This window comes from Jatrophihabitans sp. (genome assembly GCF_036388195.1).
In the GTDB taxonomy this organism is placed as follows: domain Bacteria; phylum Actinomycetota; class Actinomycetes; order Mycobacteriales; family Jatrophihabitantaceae; genus Jatrophihabitans_A.
The window spans coordinates 1-20,630 of sequence record NZ_DASVSG010000067.1; the positions used below are offsets into that span (position 1 = coordinate 1).

The window sequence follows — 20,630 nt, forward strand, 5'->3', positions numbered from 1 at the left end:
GGAGTCCGAGGCGTCCAGCCGGGTCGCGGCCATCCGCGGGTCACCGGCAGCGGCCGCGGCCCGCTCGGCCCGGCCGAGGTCGTAGTCGGCCAGCAGCACGTGCTCGAGGAACGGCCGCCGGGCGGCGATCCTGGCCACCGCCGAGCCGACCCCGCCGGCGCCCAGGATCAGCAGCCTCACTGCCCGCCCCGCCCGTCCAGCAACGGCTGCGTGGGGTCCCAGCGGGTGCCGTCGGCGGCGTCCTTGCGCCGGCGGGCGATCGCCGACAGCGACTCCAGCACCACCCGGTTGGCCAGGAACGAGGTGATGTCGGCATGGTCGTAGGGCGGTGACACCTCGACCAGGTCGATGCCGACCACCGGCAGCTCGTAGCAGATCCGCCGGACGGCATCGAGCAGCTGGCGGGCGGTCAGGCCGCCGGGCTCGGGGGTGCCGGTGCCCGGCGCGTGCCCGGGGTCGCAGACGTCGATGTCGACCGACAGGAACACGCCGTCGCAGCCGTCCAGGGCGATTGCGAACGCCTCGGTCAGGCAGGCCTCCAGGCCGCGGGCGGTGATCTCGGTCATCTCGTAGGACCGCATGCCCTGCCCGGCCATCCAGTCCAGGGTCTCCGGCGGCGGCCAGTAGCCGCGCAGCCCGATCTGCAGGAACCGGTCACCGCGCACGGCGCCGGACTCGATCAGCCGCCGCATCGGCTGGCCGTGCCCGATCAGCGAGCCGAACTCGATGTCGCCGGTGTCGGCGTGCGCATCGAAGTGGATCATCGAGACCTTGCCCTGGCCCAGGTGCTGCGCCACGCCCGCCGCGTCCGGCCAGGCGATGGTGTGATCGCCGCCCAGGATCAGCGGGATCGCGCCGGTGGCCGCGACCGCGTGCACCGCCACCTGCAGGTCGCGCACCGAGCGCTCGGCATCGCCGGAGAACAGCTCGACGTCCCCGGCGTCGTAGACGACCAGATCGCGCAGGCCGTCCACCCGCAGCGCCAGCGACGGGCGGCTGCCGTCGTGTGCCAGGTAACAGCTCTGCCGGATGAACTGGGGGCCGAACCGGGTGCCCGCGCGGTGGGAGGTGCCGCCGTCGAACGGCGCGCCCAGGATCACCACGTCGGCGCCGGCGTAGCTGGCCGGGTCCGCCCAGTCGCACCGGGGCACGCCGAGAAAGGTGATGTCGGGGCCGAACTGTGCGCCGTAGCGCGCCATGCTTCCTCCAGTAGTCGTTCGATCGCGATCAGGACGGGCCGCGGTCAGCGGCTGCGGCGCCGGCCGGCCAGCTGGCCCAGCGCGACGGCGAGCACCGCCAGCACGAACATCGCCGTCCCGATGACATTGATCTGCACCGGCGTGCCGCGCGCCGCGGCGCCCCAGACGTACATCGGAAACGTGATCGAGGCGTTGGACGCGTTGAAGTTGGTGATGATGTAGTCGTCGAAGGACAGCGAGAAGGCCAGCAGCGCGCCGGCGGCGATGCCCGGGGCGACCAGCGGCAGCGTGATCCGGCGGAAGGTCTGCCACTCGTTGGCGTACAGGTCGGCCGCTGCCTGTTCCAGCCGGGGATCGAGCCCGGCGATCCGGGCCTTGACGGTGACCACCACGTAGCTGAGGCAGAACATGATGTGCGCGATCAGGATCGTGATCCGGCCCAGCGGGATGCCCGTGCTGACGAACAGCGTCAGCAGCGACGAGCCCATCACCACCTCGGGGGTGGCCATCGGCAGGAAGATCAGCAGGTTGGACCCGGTCCGGCCGCGGAAGCGGTAGCGGGCCAGCGCGAAGGCGATCATCGTCCCCAGCAGCGTGGAGGCCGCGGTGGCGGCCACCCCGATCTTGAGCGACAGGCTCAGCGACTCGCACATCCCCGGCGCCGAGCACGGATGCAGCCAGGCGTCGAAGGAGAACCGCTGCCAGGTGTAGTTGAAGCGGCCGTTGGGCTTGTTGAACGAGAACAGCACCACCACCAGGTTCGGCAGCAGCAGGTAGACCAGCGCGAGCACCGCCACCACCCAGACGACGTTCTCGCGCAGCACCGCCCACGGTGACCTGCGGCGTCGGGTGGCGGCCGGGGCGGCAGCGCCCGCGCGCTGCGGCAGGGTCGCGACCATCAGACCAGCTCCTCGGTGCCGGACTTGCGCACGTAGAGCGAGACCAGGACCAGGATGGTGAACATGAGCACGAACGACAGCGCGGCGGCCGTCGGATAGTCGTTGATGCGCAGGAAGTAGCCCTCGATCGTCTGCCCGATCATCGCGGTGTTCGGATTGCCCAGCAGCCGCGAGTTGATGTAGTCCCCGGCCGCCGGGATGAAGGTCAGCAGGGTGCCCGCGACCACGCCCGGCATCGACATCGGCAGGGTGACCCGCCGGAACGCGGTGAGCGGGCTGGCGTACAGGTCCCCGGCAGCCTCCAGCAGCCGCGGGTCCAGCCGGTCGAGGCTGGCGAACAGCGGCAGCACCATGAACGGCAGGAAGTTGTAGGTCAGGCCGGTGACCACGGCCAGCGGCGAGCTCAGCAGTTGGCTGCCATTGGTCCAGCCCAGCGCGCTGGTCAGCTGGATCAGGTGGGTGCCGCGGAAGAACTTCATGACCAGGCCGTCGGAGTTCAGGATGGTCTGCCAGGCCAGCGTGCGGAGCAGGAAGCTGGTGAAGAACGGGGCGACCACCATCACCAGCAGCACCGGCTTCCACCGCCCGGACTTCAACGCGATCGCGTAGGCCAGCGGGTAGCCGATCAGCAGCGCGAGCACGGTGGCCAGGAACGCGTACTCGAAGGAGCGCAGGAACTGCCGGAAGAACTGCGTCATCGCGTCGCTGTAGGTCGCGAAGTGGAAGGTGAGCTGGTAACCGGTCTCCAGGGTGCCGGTCTGCAGGGACTGGGAGAGCAGGAAGATCATCGGGATCACGAAGAAGATCCCGAGCCACAGCAGCCCCGGCAGCAGCAGGAAGTACGGCATGCCGGCGAACCGCCGCCGGGACCGGGACGGGGTGGCGGCTGGGACGGCTGAGGTGGCGCTCACGCGGGCGCCTCGTCCAGGTCGATGCCGGCCGCGGCGTCCTGGCCGGCGTCCAGGGCGAAGGTGTGCTCGGCCGAGAAGCTGAGGCCGACCCGGTCACCGGGGCGGTGGATGCCCGTGCTGCTCCGGTTCTGCTCGAACACCATCAGCTCCTGGCCCCACGGGGTGCGTACCAGGTACTGGGTGCTGACGCCCATGAAGCTGGCGTCGGTGACGACCGCGCCGGGGATGCGGTTCAGGCCCTTGTACGGGTCAGCCGGCTCGCCCTGCCCGGTCTCGCCTTCCACCGTGATCTTCTCGGGCCGGACGCCGACCCAGACCTCGTCCACCCCGCCGGGCAGCCGGCTGGCCGGCACCCGCACCGTTCCGGTGGGCAGCGCCACCGTCGCCGAGTCGGCCTGCCGGTCCCGGACGGTGGCCCGGATCAGGTTGGACTGGCCCAGGAAGTTCGCCGTGAACGTGGTGGCCGGGTTCTCGTACAGCTCGGCCGGCGCGCCCAGCTGCTCGATTCGGCCGGCGTTCATCACCGCGATGGTGTCGGCCATCGTCATGGCCTCTTCCTGGTCGTGCGTCACATGGACGAAGGTCAGCCCCACCTCGGTCTGGATCCGCTTGAGCTCCACCTGCATCTGCCGGCGCAGCTTCAGGTCCAGGGCGCCCAGCGGCTCGTCGAGCAGCAGCACCGCCGGCCTGTTGACGATGGCGCGGGCCAGCGCCACCCGCTGCTGCTGGCCGCCGGACAGCTGCGCGGGCTTGCGGGCGGCCAATGCCTGCAGCTCGGTCAGCTCCAGGACGTCGGCGACCTGGGAGTCCACCTGCTGCGACCGGCGCCGTTTCAGGCCGAACGCGACGTTCTCCCAGACGCTCAGGTGCGGAAACAGCGCGTAGCTCTGGAAGACGGTGTTCACCGGCCGCCGGTAGGGCTTGTCGTAGGTGATGTCGCGGCTGCCGATCCGGATCTCGCCGACGGTCGGCTGCTCCAGTCCGGCGACCATCCGCAGGGTGGTCGTCTTGCCGCACCCGGACGGGCCGAGCAGGGCGAAGAACGAGCCCTGCGGAATGCTCAGGTCCACGTTGTCCACGGCGGTGAACGGGCCGAACCGCTTGGTCAGCGAGGACAGCACCAGATCGCCGGAGTCGCTGCTGGCAGCGGGCCCTGCCATGGCCGGAGCGCTCCCCTGCCGCGGCCGCAACCGCTCAGCCACCAGTGGTCAGCGCCTGGAACGCCTTGTTGTACTTGGTCTCCTCGGCCTCGGTCAGGCCGCGGAAGACGTGCGCCCGGCCCAGCACCTCCTCGGACGGGAAGATCAGCGGGTTCTCGGCCACGTCCGGGTCATCGGCCACCAGGATCTCCTCGGCGCCCTTGATCACGGAGATGTAGTTGACGTAGCCCACGACCTGCGCCATCACCTTCGGGTCGTAGAAGTAGTTGATCAGGATCTCGGCGTTCTTCTTGTGCTTGGCCTTGTTCGGGATCACGAAGTTGTCCGACCAGATCATGTGCCCGGCCGCCGGCAGGGTGTAGCCCAGCGCGGGATTGTCGGCCTGCAGCTGGACCACGTCGCCGGTCCAGGCCAGGCACGCCGCGATGTCGCCGGAGGCCAGGCCCTTGCCGTACTCGTTGCCGGTGAAGCCCTTGAGCTGGCCGCTGTCCTTGACCTCGGTCAGCTGCTTGATCGCCGCGTCGAAGTCGGAGTCGGTGAACTTCGCCGGATCCTTGCCCATCGCCAGCAGCGTCATCCCGACGGTGTCGCGCATCTCGGTGAGCAGGGTGACCTTGCCCTTGAGCGCCTTGTCGGTGAACAGCTGCTCCAGGGTCTCGATCTTCTTTCCGCCGGTCGCCTTGGGGTTGTAGCCGATGCCGGTGAAGCCGGACTGCCAGGGCAGCGAGAACTTGCGTCCGGGGTCGAACTCGACGTCGGCCAGGGTGTCCTGGACGTTCTTGGCGTTCGGGATGTTGGCCTTGTTCAGCTCCTGCACCCAGTTCAGCCGGATCAGCTTGGCGACCATCCAGTCCGTGGAGCACCAGACGTCGCGGCCGGTGTCGGCGTTGGCCCGCAGCTGCGGCTGGACCTTGGCGAAGAACTCGTCGTTGTCGTTGTAGTCCTCGGTGTAGGTGACCTTGATGCCGGTCTGCTTGGTGAAGGCGTCCAGGGTCGGGCGGGCCTGGGTCTTGTCGTCGACGTCGATGTACTCGGGCCAGTTGGACCAGCTGAGCACCTTCTCGGTGTCCGAGCGGTCCTCCGCGGCCTGCGAGGACGGGTTGGCCTTGGTCGTGGTGCCCTTGGTGCCGCATGCGGCGAGCAGGCTGGCCAGGCCGGTCGCCCCGAGTCCGGCGAGCATGCTGCGACGGCTGAGCAGGCCACGGGCCAGGGCGGGGTCGAAGCCGAGATCCTGCTCGGAGCGGTCGGTCATGGAAATCTCCCTCGTCGATCGGCGCGCGACGCTGGCGTCACGGATCTAGGCCATGCTAGCCACGGATGCTGGCATCTTCGGGGTGCAGACGCCAAGCAATTCCGTCTCGATTTCCGCACCCGGCAACGAAATCCATAGACGTTTCCGTCAGCACGGCAGAATCCCGACGCCGGGGCGGGCAGCAGCCGGCCGCTCCGCGACGGCGGGGGCGGCTCCGAGTGGTGGACGCAGGCTGCCTGCGTCCAGGCGGACGATATAGCGGCTCTAGGAGGTGAAGTGCTTCGGATTCACTTGCAAAGTACGCGTAGGTACTGCAGTATTCGTTCCATGTCAGTGTCACGGCGTCGATCTGGGCGCCAGCAGCTTGACGACACGTCCAAGGCCATCGTGGAGCAGTTGCAGCAGGACGGCCGGCGACCCTACGCCAGCATCGGCAAGGCGGTCGGGTTGTCGGAGGCGGCAGTCCGCCAGCGGGTCCAGAAGCTCGTCGAGTCCGGCACCGTGCAGATCGTGGCGGTGGCCGATCCGCAGCAGATCGGCTTCGCCCGGCAGATGATGATCGGCATCAATATCGAGGGGGACCTGGAAAGCGCCGCCACCGCGCTGGCAGAGATTCCGGAGCTGGTGTACGTGGTGCTGACCGCGGGCTCCTTCGACATCCTCGCCGAGGCGGTGGTGATCGATGACGACCATCTCTTGGAGCTCATCAACGAACGGATCCGCAAGCTCGCCGGGGTCCGCCGCACCGAGACGTTCATGTACCTGAAACTCAAGAAGCAAACCTACAACTGGGGTATCGCATGACAACCAGCAGCTTTGAACCCGACACCGGCTACGACAGCGAGCAGGCTGACCGGCTGGCCGCCTCGGCCCGTGACCACCTGTGGATGCATTTCACCCGGCTCTCCTCCTACCAGGACTCGCCGGTGCCGATCATCGAGCGGGGCGAGGGCGTCTACGTCTACGACATCCAGGGCCGGCGCTACCTGGACGGGCTCTCCGGCCTGTTCACGGTGCAGGCCGGGCACGGCCGGCGCGAGCTGGCCCACGCCGCCGCCCAGCAGGCCAGCCAGCTGGCCTACTTCCCGCTGTGGTCCTATGCCCACCCCAAGGCCATCCAGCTTGCCGAGCGGCTGGCGTCGCACACCCCGGGCGATCTGAACCGGGTGTTCTTCACCACCGGCGGCGGCGAGGCGGTCGAGACGGCCTGGAAGCTGGCCAAGCAATACTTCAAGCTCACCGGAAAGCCCGAGAAGCACAAGGTGATCTCGCGCTACGTGTCCTATCACGGCACCCCGCAGGGCGCGCTGGCCCTCACCGGCATCCCGAGCGCGAAGACGATGTTCGAGCCGCTGGTGCCGGGCGCGCACAAGGTGCCCAACACCAACTTCTACCGGGCGCCGATCTACGGCGATGACCTGAAGATGTTCGGCCAGTGGGCCGCCGACCAGATCGAGGCGGCGATCATCATGGAGGGGCCGGAGTCGGTCGCGGCGGTGTTCCTGGAGCCGGTGCAGAACTCCGGTGGCTGCTTCCCGCCGCCGCCCGGTTACTTCCAGCGGGTCCGCGAGATCTGTGACACCTACGACGTGCTGCTGGTCTCGGACGAGACCATCTGCTCCTTCGGCCGGCTGGGCACGATGTTCGGCTCCGAGAAGTTCGACTACATCCCCGACATGATCACCTGCGCCAAGGGCATGACCTCGGGCTACTCCCCGATCGGCGCGTGCATCACCACCGACAGGCTGATCGAGCCGTTCCTGCACGGGACCACCTACTTCCCGCACGGCTACACCTTCGGCGGCCACCCGGTGTCCGCGGCGGTGGCGATGGCCAACCTCGACCTGTTCGAGCGGGAGGGGCTCAACCAGCGGGTGCTGGACAACGAGAACGCCTTCCGGACGACGCTGGAGAAGCTGCTGGACCTGCCGATCGTCGGCGACGTCCGCGGCGACGGCTACTTCTACGGGATCGAGCTGGTCAAGGACAAGGCCACCAAGGAGACCTTCGACGAGGACGAGTCCGAGCGGCTGCTGCGCGGCTTCCTGTCCAAGGCGCTGTTCGACGCGGGCCTGTACTGCCGCGCCGATGACCGGGGCGATCCGGTCATCCAGCTCTCGCCGCCGCTGATCTGCGGCCAGGCCGAGTTCGACGAGATGGAGCAGATCCTGCGTTCGGTGCTGACCGAGGGCATGAAGCAGATCTAGCCCGGGACGGCCGGCGGGCCGCGTCAGTAGCCGGCGGCGGAGCGGATGTGCTCGAAGATCAGGTTCGTCTCGGTGAGGGCGACGTCGGGGTTGCCGCTGAGGTTCACCACCACGAAGTTGCGCAGGTTCTCGGTGTCGCGGGCGGCGACGTGCAGCAGGAAGTCATCGGCGCCGGCCAGGAAGAACACGTTCAGCACCTCCGGCAGCTGCGACACGGTCGCCGCGAACTCGGCGATGTGGCTGCGGGCGTGCGACTGCATCCGGACGGCGATCATGGCCTGGATGGCGCGGCCGACCGAGGCCGGGTCGATGTCGGCGTGGAAGCCCCGGATCACGCCGCGCTCGCGCAGCGACCGGACCCGGCCCAGACAGGTGGACGGCGCCACCCCGACCATCTCGGCCAGGGCGTTGTTGGGGATCCGGGCGTCCGCGGTGAGCGCCCGCAGGATCGCCCGGTCCACCTGGTCCAGCCCGGTGACCGGATCGGCCTCGGTTTCGCCGGCGCTCGAACGCCTGCCGGGCCGTCCGGGCAGCTGCACGCTGTTCGGCGGAACCCCGGCTCGACCTGCCTGATCCGAACGTGCGGGGCTCATATAGGCACTCTGACAGAATTAGCTTCAGTACACTAGTAATCAGTTATCCGATCCTTCATTGTTTTTGGATAACGGCGCGCGTCCCGGTGCGCGTGCCGTGCTCGTTCTGTACTCGTTCTGTGCCATTGCAAGCCCCATGGCCCGGTCCAGCGGTTGTCCGGCCAGCGTCATCAGCTGTCACTGTCGATGGAAGAGGAGACGTCATGAAGGTCGGCATCCCCCGCGAGGTGAAGAACCACGAGTACCGCGTGGCGATCACTCCCTCGGGAGTCAACGAGCTGGTCCGCCACGGCCACCAGGTCTACATCGAGGCCGAGGCCGGCCTCGGGTCCTCGATCCCGGACCAGGACTACGTGGCGGCCGGCGCGCAGATCCTGCCGACTCCGGACGACGTCTGGGCCACCGGTGACCTGATCCTCAAGGTCAAGGAGCCGATCGCCGAGGAGTACGGCCGGATGCGCTCGGACCAGGTGCTGTTCACCTACCTGCACCTGGCCGCCGGCCGCGACTGCACCGACGCCCTGCTCAAGGCCGGCACCACCTCGATCGCCTACGAGACCGTCCAGCTGCCCGACGGCTCGCTGCCGCTGCTGGCCCCGATGTCCGAGGTCGCCGGCCGGCTGGCGCCGCAGGTCGGCTCGTACCACCTGATGCGTCACGGCGGCGGGCGCGGCGTGCTGATGGGTGGCGTCCCCGGCACCTACGCGGCCAAGGTCGTGGTGATCGGCGCCGGGGTGTCCGGGCAGAACGCGGCGACGATCGCGCTCGGCATGCAGGCCGAGGTGCTGCTGCTGGACCGCAACGTCGCCCGGCTGCGCCAGATGGACGCCATCTACCGGGGCCACTGCCAGACCATCGCCTCCAACGCCTACGAGGTGGAGCGGGCGGTGCTGGACGCCGACCTGGTGATCGGCGCGGTGCTGATCCCGGGCGCCAAGGCCCCGACGCTGATCAGCAACGAGCTGGTGTCGCGGATGAAGCCCGGCTCGGTGCTGGTCGACATCTCCATCGACCAGGGCGGCTGCTTCGAGGACTCCCGGCCGACCACCCACGCCGACCCGACCTACCAGGTGCACGACTCGATGTTCTACTGCGTGGCCAACATGCCCGGCGCGGTGCCGCACACCTCGACCTACGCGCTGACCAACGTCACGCTGCCCTACGCGGTGGAGCTGGCCAACCTCGGCTGGCAGGACGCCCTGCGGTCGGACCCGGCCCTGGCGCTCGGGCTCAGCACCCACGCCGGCGAGCTCACCAACGCCCAGGTCGGCCAGGCGCTGGGCTATGACAGCCGGGCCATCGCCGAGGTGCTCGGCTGAGTTCCCGCGACCTGTCGTTCTGGCATGCCACCGCCGGCGACGACCTGACCCCGCGCCCGTCGCTGGCCACCGCCGGCCCGGGCGAGCGGGCGGTCGACGTCGCCATCGTCGGCGCCGGCTACACCGGGCTGTGGACGGCCTACTACCTCAAGCTCGCCGACCCCGCGCTGCGGATCGCCATCGTCGAGGCCGAGATCGCGGGGTTCGGCGCGTCCGGGCGCAACGGTGGCTGGTGCTCGGCGCTGTACCCGGTGTCGGTGGCCCGGCTGGCTCGCGAGCACGGCCGCGACGCCGCCGTCCGGCAGTACCGGGCCATGCAGGCCACCGTCGCCGAGGTGGGACGGGTCATCGCGGCCGACGGCCTGGCCGCCGACTGGGCAGCCGGCGGCACCGTCACGCTGGCCCGCAGCCAGCCGCAGCTGCGCCGGGCCGTCGAGGAGGTCGAGCAGGCCAGGATGTTCGGCTTCGGGCCGGAGGACGTCGAGCTGCTCGACGCGGCTGCCGCCTCGCGACGGCTGGCCGGCAGCTCGGTGCTCGGCGGCGTCTACACCCCGCACTGCGCGGCGCTGCATCCGGCCAAGCTGGCCCGCTCGCTGGCTGCCCGGGTGACCGGCCTCGGCGTCTGCCTCTACGAGCAGACCCGTGCGCTGAGCATCGAGCCGGGCCGGATCCGCACCGCGCACGGCGACCTGCGCGCCGAGGTGATCGTCCGGGCGACCGAAGGGTTCAGCGCCCGGTTGCCGGGTTACCGGCGTAGCGTCGCGCCGGTGTACTCGCTCATGATCGCCACCGAGCCGTTGCCGCGGCGCACCTGGGATCAGCTGGGCTTGGCAGCCCGGGAGACCTTCTCCGACTTCCGGCATCTCATCGTCTACGGCCAGCGCAGCGCCGATGACCGGTTGCTGTTCGGCGGCCGGGGCGCGCCGTACCACTTCGGTTCCCGGATCTCGCCCGGCTATGACCGGGTGCCGGCGGTGTTCGCGGCGCTGCGCTCGACCCTCGACCGGTTGCTGCCGGCCGCGGCGGGCGCGCCGGTCAGCCACAGCTGGGGCGGTCCGCTGGGCATCAGCCGGGACTGGCATCCCTCGGTGGGGCTGGATCGCTCGACCGGCCTGGCCTGGGCCGGTGGCTATGCCGGGGACGGGGTGGCGGCGACCAACCTCGCCGGCCGGACGCTGACCGATCTGGTGCTGGGGCGGGTCAGCGACCTCACCCGGCTGCCATGGGTCGGGCACCGGTCACCGGCCTGGGAGGTCGAGCCGCTGCGGTGGCTGGGCGCCAATGCCGGGCTGCGCGCGATGAGCTGGGCCGACCGGGCCGAGGACCGCTACGGCCGCCCGTCCAGGCTGGCCGGCGTCGTGAACCGGGCACTCGGACGGTGAGCGCTCTTACGATGAACGTTCGCGCGAAGAGCTTTGAGGAGGGCGAATGAGCCGGCCGGACGAGGCCATCCCAGGAAGCCGGGCGGGCAGCAGACCGGAGCGGGTCCGTCCGAGCCGGATGACCGACCGGGTCAGCGCCGACCGGGCCGCGCTGCGCCAGCTGCTGGCCGACGTCCCGGTCGGGCACGTCGGCTTCGTCACCGAGGACGGCCAGCCGTTCGTGCTGCCGACCGCGATCGCGCGGGACGGCGACGACGTGCTGCTGCACGGCTCGACCGGCTCGCGATGGCTGCGGCTGATCGCGACCGGCATCCCGGTGTCGCTGGCGGTCACCGCGCTCGACGGCATGCTGGTGGCCAGGTCCGCCTTCGAGTCCTCGATGCACTACCGCAGCGCGGTGCTGTTCGGCTGCTGCACCGCTCTGGAGGGCGAGCAGAAGGTCGACGCATTGGACATCCTCACCGACGCGCTGATTCCCGGCCGGGTCGCCGAGGTCCGCCGGCCCAGCGCCAAGGAGCTCGCCGCCACCCTGGTGCTGCGGATGACCGTCGAGGACTGGAGCATCAAGCTCTCCGACGGCCAGCCCGACGACCTGGCCGAGGACGTGGCCGGCCCCTCCTGGGCAGGCGTGGTGCCACTGGTCAGCCGTTACGGGCAGGCGCAGGACGCCCCGGACCTGCGTCCGGACATCGAGGTGCCGGCCTCGGTGCGGCGGCTGCAGCAGCGCTAGGCTGCGGCAGCTTCAGGCGGAGGACTTGGTCCGGCGCTCCAGGGCTGCCTCGAACGGCTCGCCGATCGCCCAGATCGCCTCGAAGGCGCACTGCAGGCTGCTGGTCAACGCGACATGCTCGACCAGGATGTTGGTCGAGGTCAGCGCCCCGGCGATCGGGTCGGTCAGCGAGAACAGCGCCCGGTGCCCGTCGGCCAGGCACAGCTTCATCGGCACCTCCTCGGCCACCCGGGCCCCTTCGCCGGCCTTGATGAACTCCAGCGTCTCGGCGACGACCTCGGGGTTGTCGAGGATGCTCGGCTCGTAGATGCAGCGGACGTCACCGCCGTTCTGGACGATCCGGCGGGTCGCCTCCAGGCCCAGCGGGTTGTTGGGCATCGCGTACGGGGGCTTGGAGAAGGTCAGCAGCGACCGCTCCGCCTCCCGCTGCAGGTCGCGGAACCGGGCGCCGACCATGCCGGGGTCGCGCAGCACCTCCACGTAATCCAGCGGCGCGGTCTCCTGCCGACCGGCCGACCAGGTGTCGCGCAGGCTGGCGGCCAGTGCGGTCGAGTGGGATTCCAGGCCGGCCAACGCCTGGCGCTGGACGGCGAGCAGCCGCTCGACAGCCGCTTCCGGATCGGTTGCCGCGTACCTGGTCACCGGGCCCGGCCAGTCCCGGGCCAGCCCGCGGGAGACCAGGCTGTTGAGCACGTCATAGATGCGCTGCCTGGGGATGCCCGCCTCGTTGGCCAGCTCGGATGCGGCGAAGCTCTCCCGTTGGATCAGGGTCAGATAGGCCTTCGCCTCGTAGCGCGTCATGCCGAGCTGTACGAGGCCATGCACATGCATGTGCGGATCTCCCATCCCCGAACCGTACCTAGCGGTGCGCTGGAAAGCCCGTGTTTGTGGGCGGCAACGCCAAAGTTCTATGTGATTTCGATGAGGGGCAACGGGTGAGGCGGGAGGGCGCCTTGCTCAGCCGATCGCCGCCAGCTGGCCGCAGGCGCCGTCGATGTCCTGCCCGCGGGTGTCGCGGACCGTCACCGGCACGCCGTGGTCTTCCAGCCGGGCCACGAACTCCTCCTCGACCGGCTTGGGCGAGGCGTCCCACTTCGACCCCGGAGTGGGGTTGAGCGGGATCAGGTTCACATGCGCCAGCCGACCCGACAGCAGGGTGCCCAGCAGGTCCGCGCGCCACGGCTGGTCGTTGATGTTGCGGATCATGGCGTATTCGATCGAGTACCGGCGTCCGGTCCGGGCGGCGTAGCCGTCGGCGGCCTCGAGCACCTCGCGAACCTTCCAGCGGTTGTTCACCGGCACCAGGGTGTCTCGCAGCTCGTCGTCCGGGGCGTGCAGCGACACCGCCAACGTCACGCTGAGCCCCTCGTCGGCGAGCTTGCCGATGGCAGGCGCCAGTCCCACGGTGGAGACCGTGACCGCGCGCTGGGACAGGCCCAGGCCCGCGGGAGCGGGGTCGATCAGCCGGTGCAGCGCGGCCACCACCCGCTGGTAGTTGGCCAGCGGCTCCCCCATGCCCATGAACACCACGTTGGACAGCCGCATCGGCCCACCGGGCAGCTCACCGGCGGCGGCCACCCGGGCGGCGGCGACCGCCTGCTCGACGATCTCGGCGGTGGACAGGTTGCGGGTCAGGCCACCCTGGCCGGTGGCGCAGAACGGACAGGCCATGCCGCAGCCGGCCTGGCTGGAGATGCACACCGTGAGCCGGTCGCGGTAGCGCATCAGCACGCTCTCCACCAGCGTGCCGTCATGCAGCCGCCACAGCGTCTTGCGGGTGGCGCCGCGGTCGGTGTCGACGTGGCGCACCTCGGTCAGCAGCGGTGGCAGCAGCGCGGCGCCGAGCCGGTCGCGGACCGCCGCCGGCAGATCGGTCATGGCGGCCGGGTCGTTCTCCAGCCGGCTGAAGTAGTGCCGGGACAGCTGGTCGGCGCGGAACGGCTTCTCACCCAGCTCGGCCACGGCGACCCGGCGTTCGGACGGTGACAGGTCGGCGAGGTGGCGCGGCGGCTTCGCCTTGCGCGGGGCGTCGAAGATCAGTGGGAGCGAGGTCATCAGGCCATCCATTCTCCCACGGCCATCCGCTGCCGGAAGCCACCGCCGGATCGGCGGCAGCCGCTCAGCGGGGCAGGACGCAGTCGGCCGAGCTGCGGTTGCTCAGCCGGGCAGGAAGGCGGCCAGCAGCAGGTAGGCCACCGGCGCGCAGGGCAGCAGCGAGTCCAGCCGGTCCATGACGCCGCCGTGGCCGGGGAGCAGCTTGCCCATGTCCTTGATCCCGAGGTCGCGCTTGATCATCGACTCCCCCAGATCGCCCAGGGTGGCGGTGATGACGATCGCGACGCCGAACAGCGCGCCCTGCCACCACTGCTGGTGGAAGCAGAACACCATCATCAGCACGCCCCCGGTCGCGCCGGCCAGCAGCGAGCCGGCGAAACCCTCCCAGGACTTCTTCGGCGAGACGGTGGGCGCCATCGGATGCTTGCCGAACAGCACCCCGACCGCGTAGCCACCGGTGTCGGAGCACACCACGGTCAGGACGAAGAGGATGATCCGGGCGGCGCCGTCATCGGCATGGGCCATCAAGGTGGCGAAGCCGGCCAGGAACGGGATGTACAGCGCGACCAGGTTGCCGGCGGCCACATCCCGCAGGTAGCCGGTGGCGCCGTCGGCCAGCCGCCAGACGGTCAGCCCCAGCACCGTCAGCAACAGGGCGCCGACCAGCCCGTCCGGGCCGTGGAACCAGGCTGCCGCCTCCATCGCCAGCACACCCGCCAGCAGCGGCACCAGGGGCGGCCGCGCCTCCACGGTGCCGATCGCGGTCACCATCTCATACATCCCGATGGCCACCGCGATGCTGAGCAGGATCACGAAGCTCGGCCGGTAGAAGGCCAGGGTGCCGATGACCAGGGCGGCCAGGCCCACTCCGACGCCGATCGCGGCCGGCAGGTCCCGTCCGGCCCGGGACTTGCGTGGTGGTGCGATCTCGACCGCGGGCTCGGCGGCGCCAGTGGCCGTCGCCGTCCCGGGTCGGACCTCGGCGGGCTGGCCGTTCAGCGCGGTGGCCGGCCCGGCCTGCGGCTCGAGCACCGGCGTGGCCAGCGCGGGGCCGGTACGCGGGAGGTCGGTACGCGGGAGGTCGGCCAGCGTCAGACCGCCGCTGGCCGGCTTGGAGCCACCCGAGCGGAGCGCCTCGACGACGCGCAGGTGCCGGGTCGTCGGCGCGGCCGCCTCGGGCTGCGCAGCTCCCTCGGCGGATCCGGCTCCGGGCAGCGGGGCAGCCGGCGGCTGCGAGTCGCTGCCGGGCGGCGCCGGCCGAGCCTCCTGGGCGTGGCGGGCCGACCGGGACGGCCGCTGGGCGATCTCCGGCGACGCCGCCCGCGACCGGGCGATCAGCTCCGCCGCGGACAGGCCGCTGTCGCCGCCGTGCCGACCGGTCGAGGCAGGCGCAGCCGGGTCGTCGCCGGCCGGCGGTTCGTTGCGATCGGTCATCAGACCTCGAGGAGCTCGGCTTCTTTGTGCCTGACCAGGTCGTCCACGGCCGCCACGTACTTGTCGGTCATCTTCTGCAGCTCCGCCTCGGCGCGGTGGGCGTCGTCCTCGCCGACGCCGCTCTCCTTGTCCTTGACCAGCTTGCCGAAGGTGTCGTTGGCGTGCCGGCGCACCGCCCGGATGGAGACCTTGGCGTCCTCGCCCTTGCCCTTGGCGACCTTGACCAGCTCCCGGCGGCGCTCCTCGGTGAGCTGCGGGAAGATCACCCGGATCAGGTTGCCGTCGTTGCTCGGGTTCACACCCAGATCGCTGTTGCGGATGGCCTTCTCGATCACCTGCAGCTGGCTGCCGTCATAGGGCTTGATGACGGCCATCCGGGCCTCGGGGGTGCTCACCGAGGCCAGCTGGGGCAGCGGGGTCATGGCGCCGTAGTACTCGACGTTGATCCGGGCGAAGCTGCTCGCAGCCGCCCGTCCGGTCCGGAGGCTGGTCAGGTCATCGCGCAGCACGGTGACCGCCTTCTCCATCTTCTCCTCGGCTTCGAAGAGGGTCTCCTCGATCACGTCAGTCTCCTGGTTCTAGCGTCTGCGGCCGGGGACGGCCGGGTGAGATGTCAGGCCTCGGGGCCGACCAGCGTGCCGATCTTCTCGCCACGGATCACCCGTGCGATGTTGCCATCGGCAAGATCGAACACCACGATCGGCATCCCATTGTCCCGGCACAGGCTGAACGCGGTGGCATCGGCGACCTGCAGGCCGCGGTTGAGCACCTCGTCGTAGCTGATGGTGTCGAACTTGACGGCGTGCGGGCTGGTCCGGGGGTCGGCGTCGTACACCCCGTCCACCCCGCTCTTGCCCATCAGCAGCACGTTGCACCCGATCTCCAGCGCGCGCTGGGCGGCGGCGGTGTCGGTGGAGAAGTAGGGCATGCCGGCGCCGGCGCCGAAGATCACGACGCGGCCCTTCTCCAGGTGCCGCTCGGCGCGGCGGGGCACGTACGGCTCGGCGACCTGGCCCATCGTGATCGCGGTCTGGACCCGGGTCGGCACGCCGGCCTTCTCCAGGAAGTCCTGCAGCGCCAGGCAGTTCATCACGGTGCCCAGCATGCCCATGTAGTCGGCGCGGTCGCGGTCCATGCCGCGCTGGCTCAGCTCGGCGCCGCGGAAGAAGTTGCCGCCGCCGACCACCACCGCGACCTGGGTGCCGCCCTCGTTGACCTCGCCGATCTGCCGGGCGATCGAGGCCACCACGTCCGGGTCGACGCCGACCTCGCCGCCGCCGAAGACCTGCCCGGACAGCTTCAGCATCACCCGGCGGTACGGGGTGCGCTCAGGCTGGCGGGCGGCGGCGGACGGCGCGGAGTCCTGGGGCAGCGACGACAGAAGGGCCGCCTGTCCGGTCTCGGTCATGGCGGCCCCTCTCCTCGTTCTTGCGTTCCCTACGATCCTGCCTCATCGCGGCCCGAATGGCGGACAACGGCTCGGACGGATCCAGGCTGGCTCAGGCTGCGCCGACCTCGAACCGGGCGAAGCCGAGCAGCTTCACGCCGGCCTCGTCCATCATCGCCTTGACGGTCTTCTTGTTGTCCTGGACGGCCGACTGCTCGAGCAGCACGCCACCCTCGGACTTGAAGAAGCCGTTCAGCCGGCCCTCGACGATCTTGGGCAGCGCGGCCTCGGGCTTGCCCTCCTCGCGGGCGGTGGCCTCGGCGATCCGCTTCTCGTTCTCGACGGTCTCGCTCGGCACGTCCTCGCGGGTCAGGAACTGCGCCTTCAGCGCCGCGACCTGCATCGCAGCGGCACGGGCGGCGGTGACGTCGTCACCCTCGAAGGCGACCAGCACGCCGACCTGCGGGGGCAGGTCGCTGGACTTGCGGTGCAGGTAGGTCGCGACCTTGCCCTCGAGCTTGACCGCGCGGCGCAGCTCGATCTTCTCGCCGATGACGGCGTTGAGGGCCTCGATGTTCTCCGCGACGGTCTTGCCGTCGACCAGCTTCTCGTTCAGCAGCGACTGCGCGTCGGTGGCCGAGGACCCGACGAAGTGGGCGACGATGTCGCCGGCCAGCGACTGGAACTGCTCGTTCTTGGCCACGAAGTCGGTCTCGCAGGCGAGCTCGATCATCGCGTTCTCGGCGGCGGCGACCAGGCCGTTGCTGGTCTCGCGCTCGGCGCCGCGCTTGGCGGCCTTGCCGGCGCCCTTGATCCGCAGCTCTTCCACGGCCTTGTCGAAGTCGCCGTCAGCGGCTTCGAGGGCCTTCTTCGCGTCCATCATCCCGGCGCCGGTGGCATCCCGGAGCTTCTTCACGTCGGCGGCAGTGATTGCCATGGGGTATGTGTCCCGTCTCTCGTCTTCAGATCTCAGGCTTCAGATCTCAGTCTTCGGATCTCAGGTGGTGGCAGGCCCTCCCATGGCGAGGGCGTCCGATCTCATCGAGACGGACGCCCTCCCGGCGGGTTGCCTGCTCAGGCAGTCGCTGTCAGGAAGCGGTGGCGCCGTCGGCCGGAGCCTCGGTCGCCGGGTCGGCCTGGGCAGCGGTGTCGGCTGCTGCGGGAGCCTCGGCAGCGGACGCTTCGGCGGCGGGTGCGTCCGTGGCGGGTGCGTCCGTGGCGGCGGGTGCTTCCGTGGCGGCGGGCGCTTCGGCAGCGGTAGCTGCGGGAGCGTCCGTGGCGGGAGCCTCGGTGGCAGCTGCGGGCGTCACGTCCGGCGTCTGGGTCGGCTTGAGCAGCTCCTTCTCCCAGTCGGCCAGCGGCTCGTCGGCGGCGAGCACACCGGGCTCCGGCTTCTCGTCGCGGCCGGCGTTGGCGGCCAGGCCCGCGCGCTGCATCAAACCCTCGGCGACCGCGTCGGCGATCACCCGGGTCAGCAGGCCGGCGCTGCGGATGGCGTCATCGTTGCCCGGGATCTTGTAGTCGACCTCGTCCGGGTCGCAGTTGGTGTCCAGTATCGCGATGACCGGGATGTTGAGCTTGTGGGCCTCGGCGACCGCCAGGTGCTCCTTCTTGGTGTCGACGATCCAGACCGCGCTCGGGGTCTTGGTCATCTCGCGGATGCCGCCGAGGGTGCGCTCGAGCTTGACCTTCTCGCGGGTCAGGATGAGCTGCTCCTTCTTGGTGGCAGTGCCCTCCCAGCCGTTCTCCTCCATCGCCTCGAGTTCCTTCAGGCGCTGCAGCCGCTTGTAGACGGTGGAGAAGTTGGTGAGCATGCCGCCCAGCCAGCGCTGGTTGACATAGGGCATGCCGACCCGGGTGGACTGCTCGGCGATCGCTTCCTGCGCCTGCTTCTTGGTGCCGATGAACAGGACGGTGCCGCCGTGGGCCACCGTCTCCTTCACGAACTCGTACGCGCGATCGATGTAGCCGATCGTCTGCTGCAGGTCGATGATGTAGATGCCGTTGCGCTCGGTGAAGATGAATCGCTTCATCTTGGGGTTCCAGCGCCGGGTCTGGTGCCCGAAGTGGACCCCGGAGTCGAGCAGGTTCTTCATGGTGACGACGGCCATGGGGCGCGCGTCCTCCTTGCGTTCGTGCGCGGGCACCCTCGACGGGCGGCCACGCTGCCTCGGTTGTCGTGATCGGACCGGATGGTCGATCACCCTGGTGCCGGATGTCGCGGCCAGCGCCGGCTGGTGAGAGCCGGACCGAAGTTGGCCGCTGCCTGCTGGTGGATCGGCAGGCGGGCACGCGAAGTCACCCGGCTTGCACCGGGCGCATGGCAAGTGTAGCGCCGCCTGCCCCTCCACCGGAAATGAGCCCCGGCCGGCGATCGCGCCCGGGCCTGGCAGGAGGTCTTTCAGCGGGAACTGGCAGTTACCCGTCTGTTTATGCGGTCCGGACGGTGTGAGCCTGAAGAAACCATTTCCGCAGAGAAGGATTACCCATGCGATTGTCTTTCCCCCGAGCGCCTGGACGAGGTGTCATCGGCGGCCTCGTCACGGCCTCGATCCTGGTCCTGACGCTGGCACAACCGGTGGCGGCCTCGCCGCACACCGACCACCGCGCTGGACGCAACCCCCAAGGACCGGTCAAGAAGGTTGAGAGCGGCACAGCTGCCCTGACCACCGTCGGCATCAGCCGCGACACCATCTACAACCGGGCGCAGTACTGGGTAAGCCAGAACGTCCCCTACAGCCAATTCGCCTACGCCAATGCCAACTCGGCCCCCGTCGGGCCCTACCGGACGGATTGCTCAGGCTTCATATCGATGGCCTGGGGCCTGGACAGCTCCCTGAACACCGGGTCCTTGCCCAGCGTCAGCACCGCGATCACCAAGGAACAGCTGCAGAAGGGCGACGTGCTGAACTATCACAGCACCCAGGATCCGGTGAACGGCTCGCACGTCGTCATGTTCGTCAGCTGGGCGAACACCGCGCACACCGCCTACACCGTAGCCGAGGAGGCGGGCAGCACCGGCGCCGTCCAGCGCACGATCAGCTATCCGTACGACCAGTCCATGGACGGGTCGGCGAGCTGGGTTCCCTACCGGTACAACGGCGTCGCGGCGGGTTCGGGCGGCTCATCGGCGCTCGCTGAGGGAACGGAGGCGATGCTGGACAGCTCCGGGGTCATCCACCTGTTCTCCGTCAAGGCCGACAACCACCTCTGGCAGGCGATCTACACCAGCACCGGCTGGACCTGGCAGGATCTGGGCGCGGCGCTGACCGGCACTCCGGGGGTCACCTACCGAACCAGCACCGGACGCTATGACGTGTTCGCGACCGGCACCAACGGCCAGCTGTACCAGAACATGTACCAGAGCGGCGCCTGGTCGGGCTGGAACACCTTCGGCGACTTCCACAACGCCGGCTTCGCCGGTGGCGTGGAGGCCATGCTCGACGGCTCAGGCGTCATCCACCTGTTCGCCACCAAGACCGACAACCACATGTGGCACGCCATCTACACCAGCGCCGGCTGGACCTGGCAGGACCTCGGGGCGGCGGTGACCGGCACTCCTGGCGTCACCTACCGCAGCAGCACCGGTAGGTATGACGTGTTCGACAACGGCACCAACGGCAGCCTGTACCAGAACATCTACCAGAGCGGCGCCTGGTCGGGCTGGAACACCTTCGGCGACTACCACAACGCCGGCTTCTGAGGGCGGGGTCCCTGTGGACCTTGCCTGCCTTTGGCGAAGCTGATCGCTCAGTGAGCCACCTCGGGCGCTGATGCTGCACGCAGACCGCCACGACCGGCCCCGTTCCTGGGCCCGTCGTGGCGGTCTTGTGCACCGGGATCGCGTCTGTCCACAGCTTGCTCGGCGCCGAGCTATCGAAGGGCTGACGCGGGCAGGCTGCTGGCATGCGATTACTGGTACCGGTTATCGGGCTCGTGCTGTTCCTCGGCTCTGCGTCGTCCATCGCCGCGACAGCGGGGGTCTCGTCGGCTGTCGCCTCGTCAGCCGGGGTTTCGTCAGCGCGGGTCTCGTCAGCCGGGGTTTCGTCAGCGGGAGTCTCGTCAGCCGGGGTTTCGTCAGCGCGGGTCTCGTCAGCCGGGG

General features: G+C 69.8%; 20 protein-coding genes. 6 read left to right on the forward strand and 14 right to left on the reverse strand.

Annotated elements, in window-relative coordinates; translation table 11 throughout:
* The 6 genes from VF612_RS06900 to VF612_RS06925 form a co-directional block, all read right to left on the reverse strand.
* On the reverse strand, positions 1-180 hold a 180-nt coding region (locus VF612_RS06900; RefSeq protein ID WP_408659115.1), incomplete at its 3' end, for a saccharopine dehydrogenase NADP-binding domain-containing protein.
* Positions 177-1,199: an agmatinase gene (gene speB / locus VF612_RS06905; RefSeq protein ID WP_408659116.1), complete on the reverse strand. Its 1,023-nt coding sequence runs from the start codon at positions 1,197-1,199 to the stop codon at positions 177-179. The genes VF612_RS06900 and speB, both read right to left, overlap by 4 nt.
* Before the next feature lie 44 nt (positions 1,200-1,243).
* A complete protein-coding gene (locus VF612_RS06910) occupies positions 1,244-2,098 on the reverse strand; it encodes an ABC transporter permease (protein WP_408659117.1) in 855 nt (284 codons plus the stop codon).
* Positions 2,098-3,009: an ABC transporter permease gene (locus VF612_RS06915; RefSeq protein ID WP_408659118.1), complete on the reverse strand. Its 912-nt coding sequence runs from the start codon at positions 3,007-3,009 to the stop codon at positions 2,098-2,100. The genes VF612_RS06910 and VF612_RS06915 overlap by 1 nt, the downstream gene beginning before the upstream one ends.
* Positions 3,006-4,169: an ABC transporter ATP-binding protein gene (locus VF612_RS06920; protein ID WP_408659119.1), complete on the reverse strand. Its 1,164-nt coding sequence runs from the start codon at positions 4,167-4,169 to the stop codon at positions 3,006-3,008. Before VF612_RS06920 ends, VF612_RS06915 begins: the two co-directional genes overlap by 4 nt.
* A 34-nt stretch (positions 4,170-4,203) precedes the next feature.
* Complete coding sequence (locus VF612_RS06925; RefSeq protein WP_408659120.1) at positions 4,204-5,421, reverse strand: ABC transporter substrate-binding protein; 1,218 nt, start codon at positions 5,419-5,421, stop codon at positions 4,204-4,206.
* 327 nt (positions 5,422-5,748) lie between these two features.
* Between VF612_RS06925 and VF612_RS06930 the strand changes: the two genes are divergently transcribed.
* Both VF612_RS06930 and VF612_RS06935 read left to right on the forward strand, forming a co-directional pair.
* The gene (locus VF612_RS06930) at positions 5,749-6,225 is read left to right on the forward strand and encodes an Lrp/AsnC family transcriptional regulator (protein WP_408659121.1); all 477 of its coding nucleotides are present in this window, start codon (positions 5,749-5,751) and stop codon (positions 6,223-6,225) included.
* Positions 6,222-7,628, forward strand: coding sequence for an aspartate aminotransferase family protein (locus tag VF612_RS06935; protein WP_408659122.1), 1,407 nt, complete (start codon positions 6,222-6,224; stop codon positions 7,626-7,628). The genes VF612_RS06930 and VF612_RS06935 overlap by 4 nt, the downstream gene beginning before the upstream one ends.
* A 23-nt stretch (positions 7,629-7,651) precedes the next feature.
* Here the strand turns inward: VF612_RS06935 and VF612_RS06940 are convergent, their stop codons facing one another.
* On the reverse strand, positions 7,652-8,221 hold the full coding sequence (locus VF612_RS06940) for an Lrp/AsnC family transcriptional regulator (protein WP_408659123.1): 570 nt from the start codon (positions 8,219-8,221) through the stop codon (positions 7,652-7,654).
* Positions 8,222-8,424: 203 nt separating this feature from the next.
* Between VF612_RS06940 and ald the strand changes: the two genes are divergently transcribed.
* From ald to VF612_RS06955, 3 genes are read left to right on the forward strand one after another with little or no spacing between them, the layout of a single operon-like run.
* On the forward strand, positions 8,425-9,540 hold the full coding sequence (gene ald, locus VF612_RS06945; RefSeq protein WP_408659124.1) for an alanine dehydrogenase: 1,116 nt from the start codon (positions 8,425-8,427) through the stop codon (positions 9,538-9,540).
* The gene (locus VF612_RS06950; protein WP_408659132.1) at positions 9,537-10,922 is read left to right on the forward strand and encodes an NAD(P)/FAD-dependent oxidoreductase; all 1,386 of its coding nucleotides are present in this window, start codon (positions 9,537-9,539) and stop codon (positions 10,920-10,922) included. The genes ald and VF612_RS06950 overlap by 4 nt, the downstream gene beginning before the upstream one ends.
* A 46-nt stretch (positions 10,923-10,968) precedes the next feature.
* Positions 10,969-11,652 carry a pyridoxamine 5'-phosphate oxidase family protein gene (locus VF612_RS06955; protein ID WP_408659125.1) on the forward strand — a complete coding sequence of 228 codons (684 nt, stop codon included), beginning with the start codon at positions 10,969-10,971 and terminating at the stop codon, positions 11,650-11,652.
* A 12-nt stretch (positions 11,653-11,664) separates the two neighbouring features.
* Here VF612_RS06955 and VF612_RS06960 read toward each other — a convergent pair whose 3' ends face one another.
* The 7 genes from VF612_RS06960 to rpsB all read right to left on the reverse strand — a co-directional run bounded on the left by VF612_RS06960 (position 11,665) and on the right by rpsB (position 18,639).
* Positions 11,665-12,498, reverse strand: coding sequence for a TrmB family transcriptional regulator (locus VF612_RS06960; protein WP_408659126.1), 834 nt, complete (start codon positions 12,496-12,498; stop codon positions 11,665-11,667).
* 111 nt (positions 12,499-12,609) lie between these two features.
* A complete protein-coding gene (rlmN, locus tag VF612_RS06965) occupies positions 12,610-13,710 on the reverse strand; it encodes a 23S rRNA (adenine(2503)-C(2))-methyltransferase RlmN (RefSeq protein WP_408659133.1) in 1,101 nt (366 codons plus the stop codon).
* Between the two features lie 99 nt (positions 13,711-13,809).
* Complete coding sequence (locus VF612_RS06970; RefSeq protein WP_408659127.1) at positions 13,810-15,141, reverse strand: phosphatidate cytidylyltransferase; 1,332 nt, start codon at positions 15,139-15,141, stop codon at positions 13,810-13,812.
* Entirely contained in the window at positions 15,141-15,704 is a 564-nt protein-coding gene (frr, locus tag VF612_RS06975; RefSeq protein ID WP_408659128.1) for a ribosome recycling factor, read from the reverse strand. The genes VF612_RS06970 and frr overlap by 1 nt, the downstream gene beginning before the upstream one ends.
* A gap of 50 nt (positions 15,705-15,754) precedes the next feature.
* The gene (gene pyrH / locus VF612_RS06980; RefSeq protein ID WP_408659134.1) at positions 15,755-16,447 is read right to left on the reverse strand and encodes a UMP kinase; all 693 of its coding nucleotides are present in this window, start codon (positions 16,445-16,447) and stop codon (positions 15,755-15,757) included.
* A gap of 193 nt (positions 16,448-16,640) precedes the next feature.
* Positions 16,641-17,465: a translation elongation factor Ts gene (gene tsf / locus VF612_RS06985; RefSeq protein ID WP_408659129.1), complete on the reverse strand. Its 825-nt coding sequence runs from the start codon at positions 17,463-17,465 to the stop codon at positions 16,641-16,643.
* A 151-nt stretch (positions 17,466-17,616) separates the two neighbouring features.
* Positions 17,617-18,639 (reverse strand): 30S ribosomal protein S2, encoded by a 1,023-nt coding sequence (gene rpsB / locus VF612_RS06990; RefSeq protein ID WP_408659130.1) that lies wholly within the window; start codon positions 18,637-18,639, stop codon positions 17,617-17,619.
* 377 nt (positions 18,640-19,016) lie between these two features.
* On the opposite strand from rpsB, the gene VF612_RS06995 reads away from it, so the two are divergent.
* Positions 19,017-20,231, forward strand: a complete 1,215-nt coding sequence (locus VF612_RS06995) for a hypothetical protein (RefSeq protein WP_408659131.1) — start codon at positions 19,017-19,019, stop codon at positions 20,229-20,231.
* The last annotated feature ends 399 nt before the right edge of the window (positions 20,232-20,630 follow it).

Coding starts and splice junctions, on each gene's coding strand:
- speB (WP_408659116.1), bottom strand. CDS start 1,199: ATGGCGCGCTACGGCGCACAGTTCGGCCCCGACATCACCTTTCTCGGC.
- VF612_RS06910 (WP_408659117.1), bottom strand. CDS start 2,098: ATGGTCGCGACCCTGCCGCAGCGCGCGGGCGCTGCCGCCCCGGCCGCC.
- VF612_RS06920 (WP_408659119.1), bottom strand. CDS start 4,169: ATGGCAGGGCCCGCTGCCAGCAGCGACTCCGGCGATCTGGTGCTGTCC.
- VF612_RS06925 (WP_408659120.1), bottom strand. CDS start 5,421: ATGACCGACCGCTCCGAGCAGGATCTCGGCTTCGACCCCGCCCTGGCC.
- VF612_RS06930 (WP_408659121.1), top strand. CDS start 5,749: ATGTCAGTGTCACGGCGTCGATCTGGGCGCCAGCAGCTTGACGACACG.
- VF612_RS06935 (WP_408659122.1), top strand. CDS start 6,222: ATGACAACCAGCAGCTTTGAACCCGACACCGGCTACGACAGCGAGCAG.
- VF612_RS06940 (WP_408659123.1), bottom strand. CDS start 8,221: ATGAGCCCCGCACGTTCGGATCAGGCAGGTCGAGCCGGGGTTCCGCCG.
- ald (WP_408659124.1), top strand. CDS start 8,425: ATGAAGGTCGGCATCCCCCGCGAGGTGAAGAACCACGAGTACCGCGTG.
- VF612_RS06955 (WP_408659125.1), top strand. CDS start 10,969: ATGAGCCGGCCGGACGAGGCCATCCCAGGAAGCCGGGCGGGCAGCAGA.
- VF612_RS06960 (WP_408659126.1), bottom strand. CDS start 12,498: ATGGGAGATCCGCACATGCATGTGCATGGCCTCGTACAGCTCGGCATG.
- VF612_RS06970 (WP_408659127.1), bottom strand. CDS start 15,141: ATGACCGATCGCAACGAACCGCCGGCCGGCGACGACCCGGCTGCGCCT.
- pyrH (WP_408659134.1), bottom strand. CDS start 16,447: ATGCTGAAGCTGTCCGGGCAGGTCTTCGGCGGCGGCGAGGTCGGCGTC.
- tsf (WP_408659129.1), bottom strand. CDS start 17,465: ATGGCAATCACTGCCGCCGACGTGAAGAAGCTCCGGGATGCCACCGGC.
- rpsB (WP_408659130.1), bottom strand. CDS start 18,639: ATGGCCGTCGTCACCATGAAGAACCTGCTCGACTCCGGGGTCCACTTC.
- VF612_RS06995 (WP_408659131.1), top strand. CDS start 19,017: ATGCGATTGTCTTTCCCCCGAGCGCCTGGACGAGGTGTCATCGGCGGC.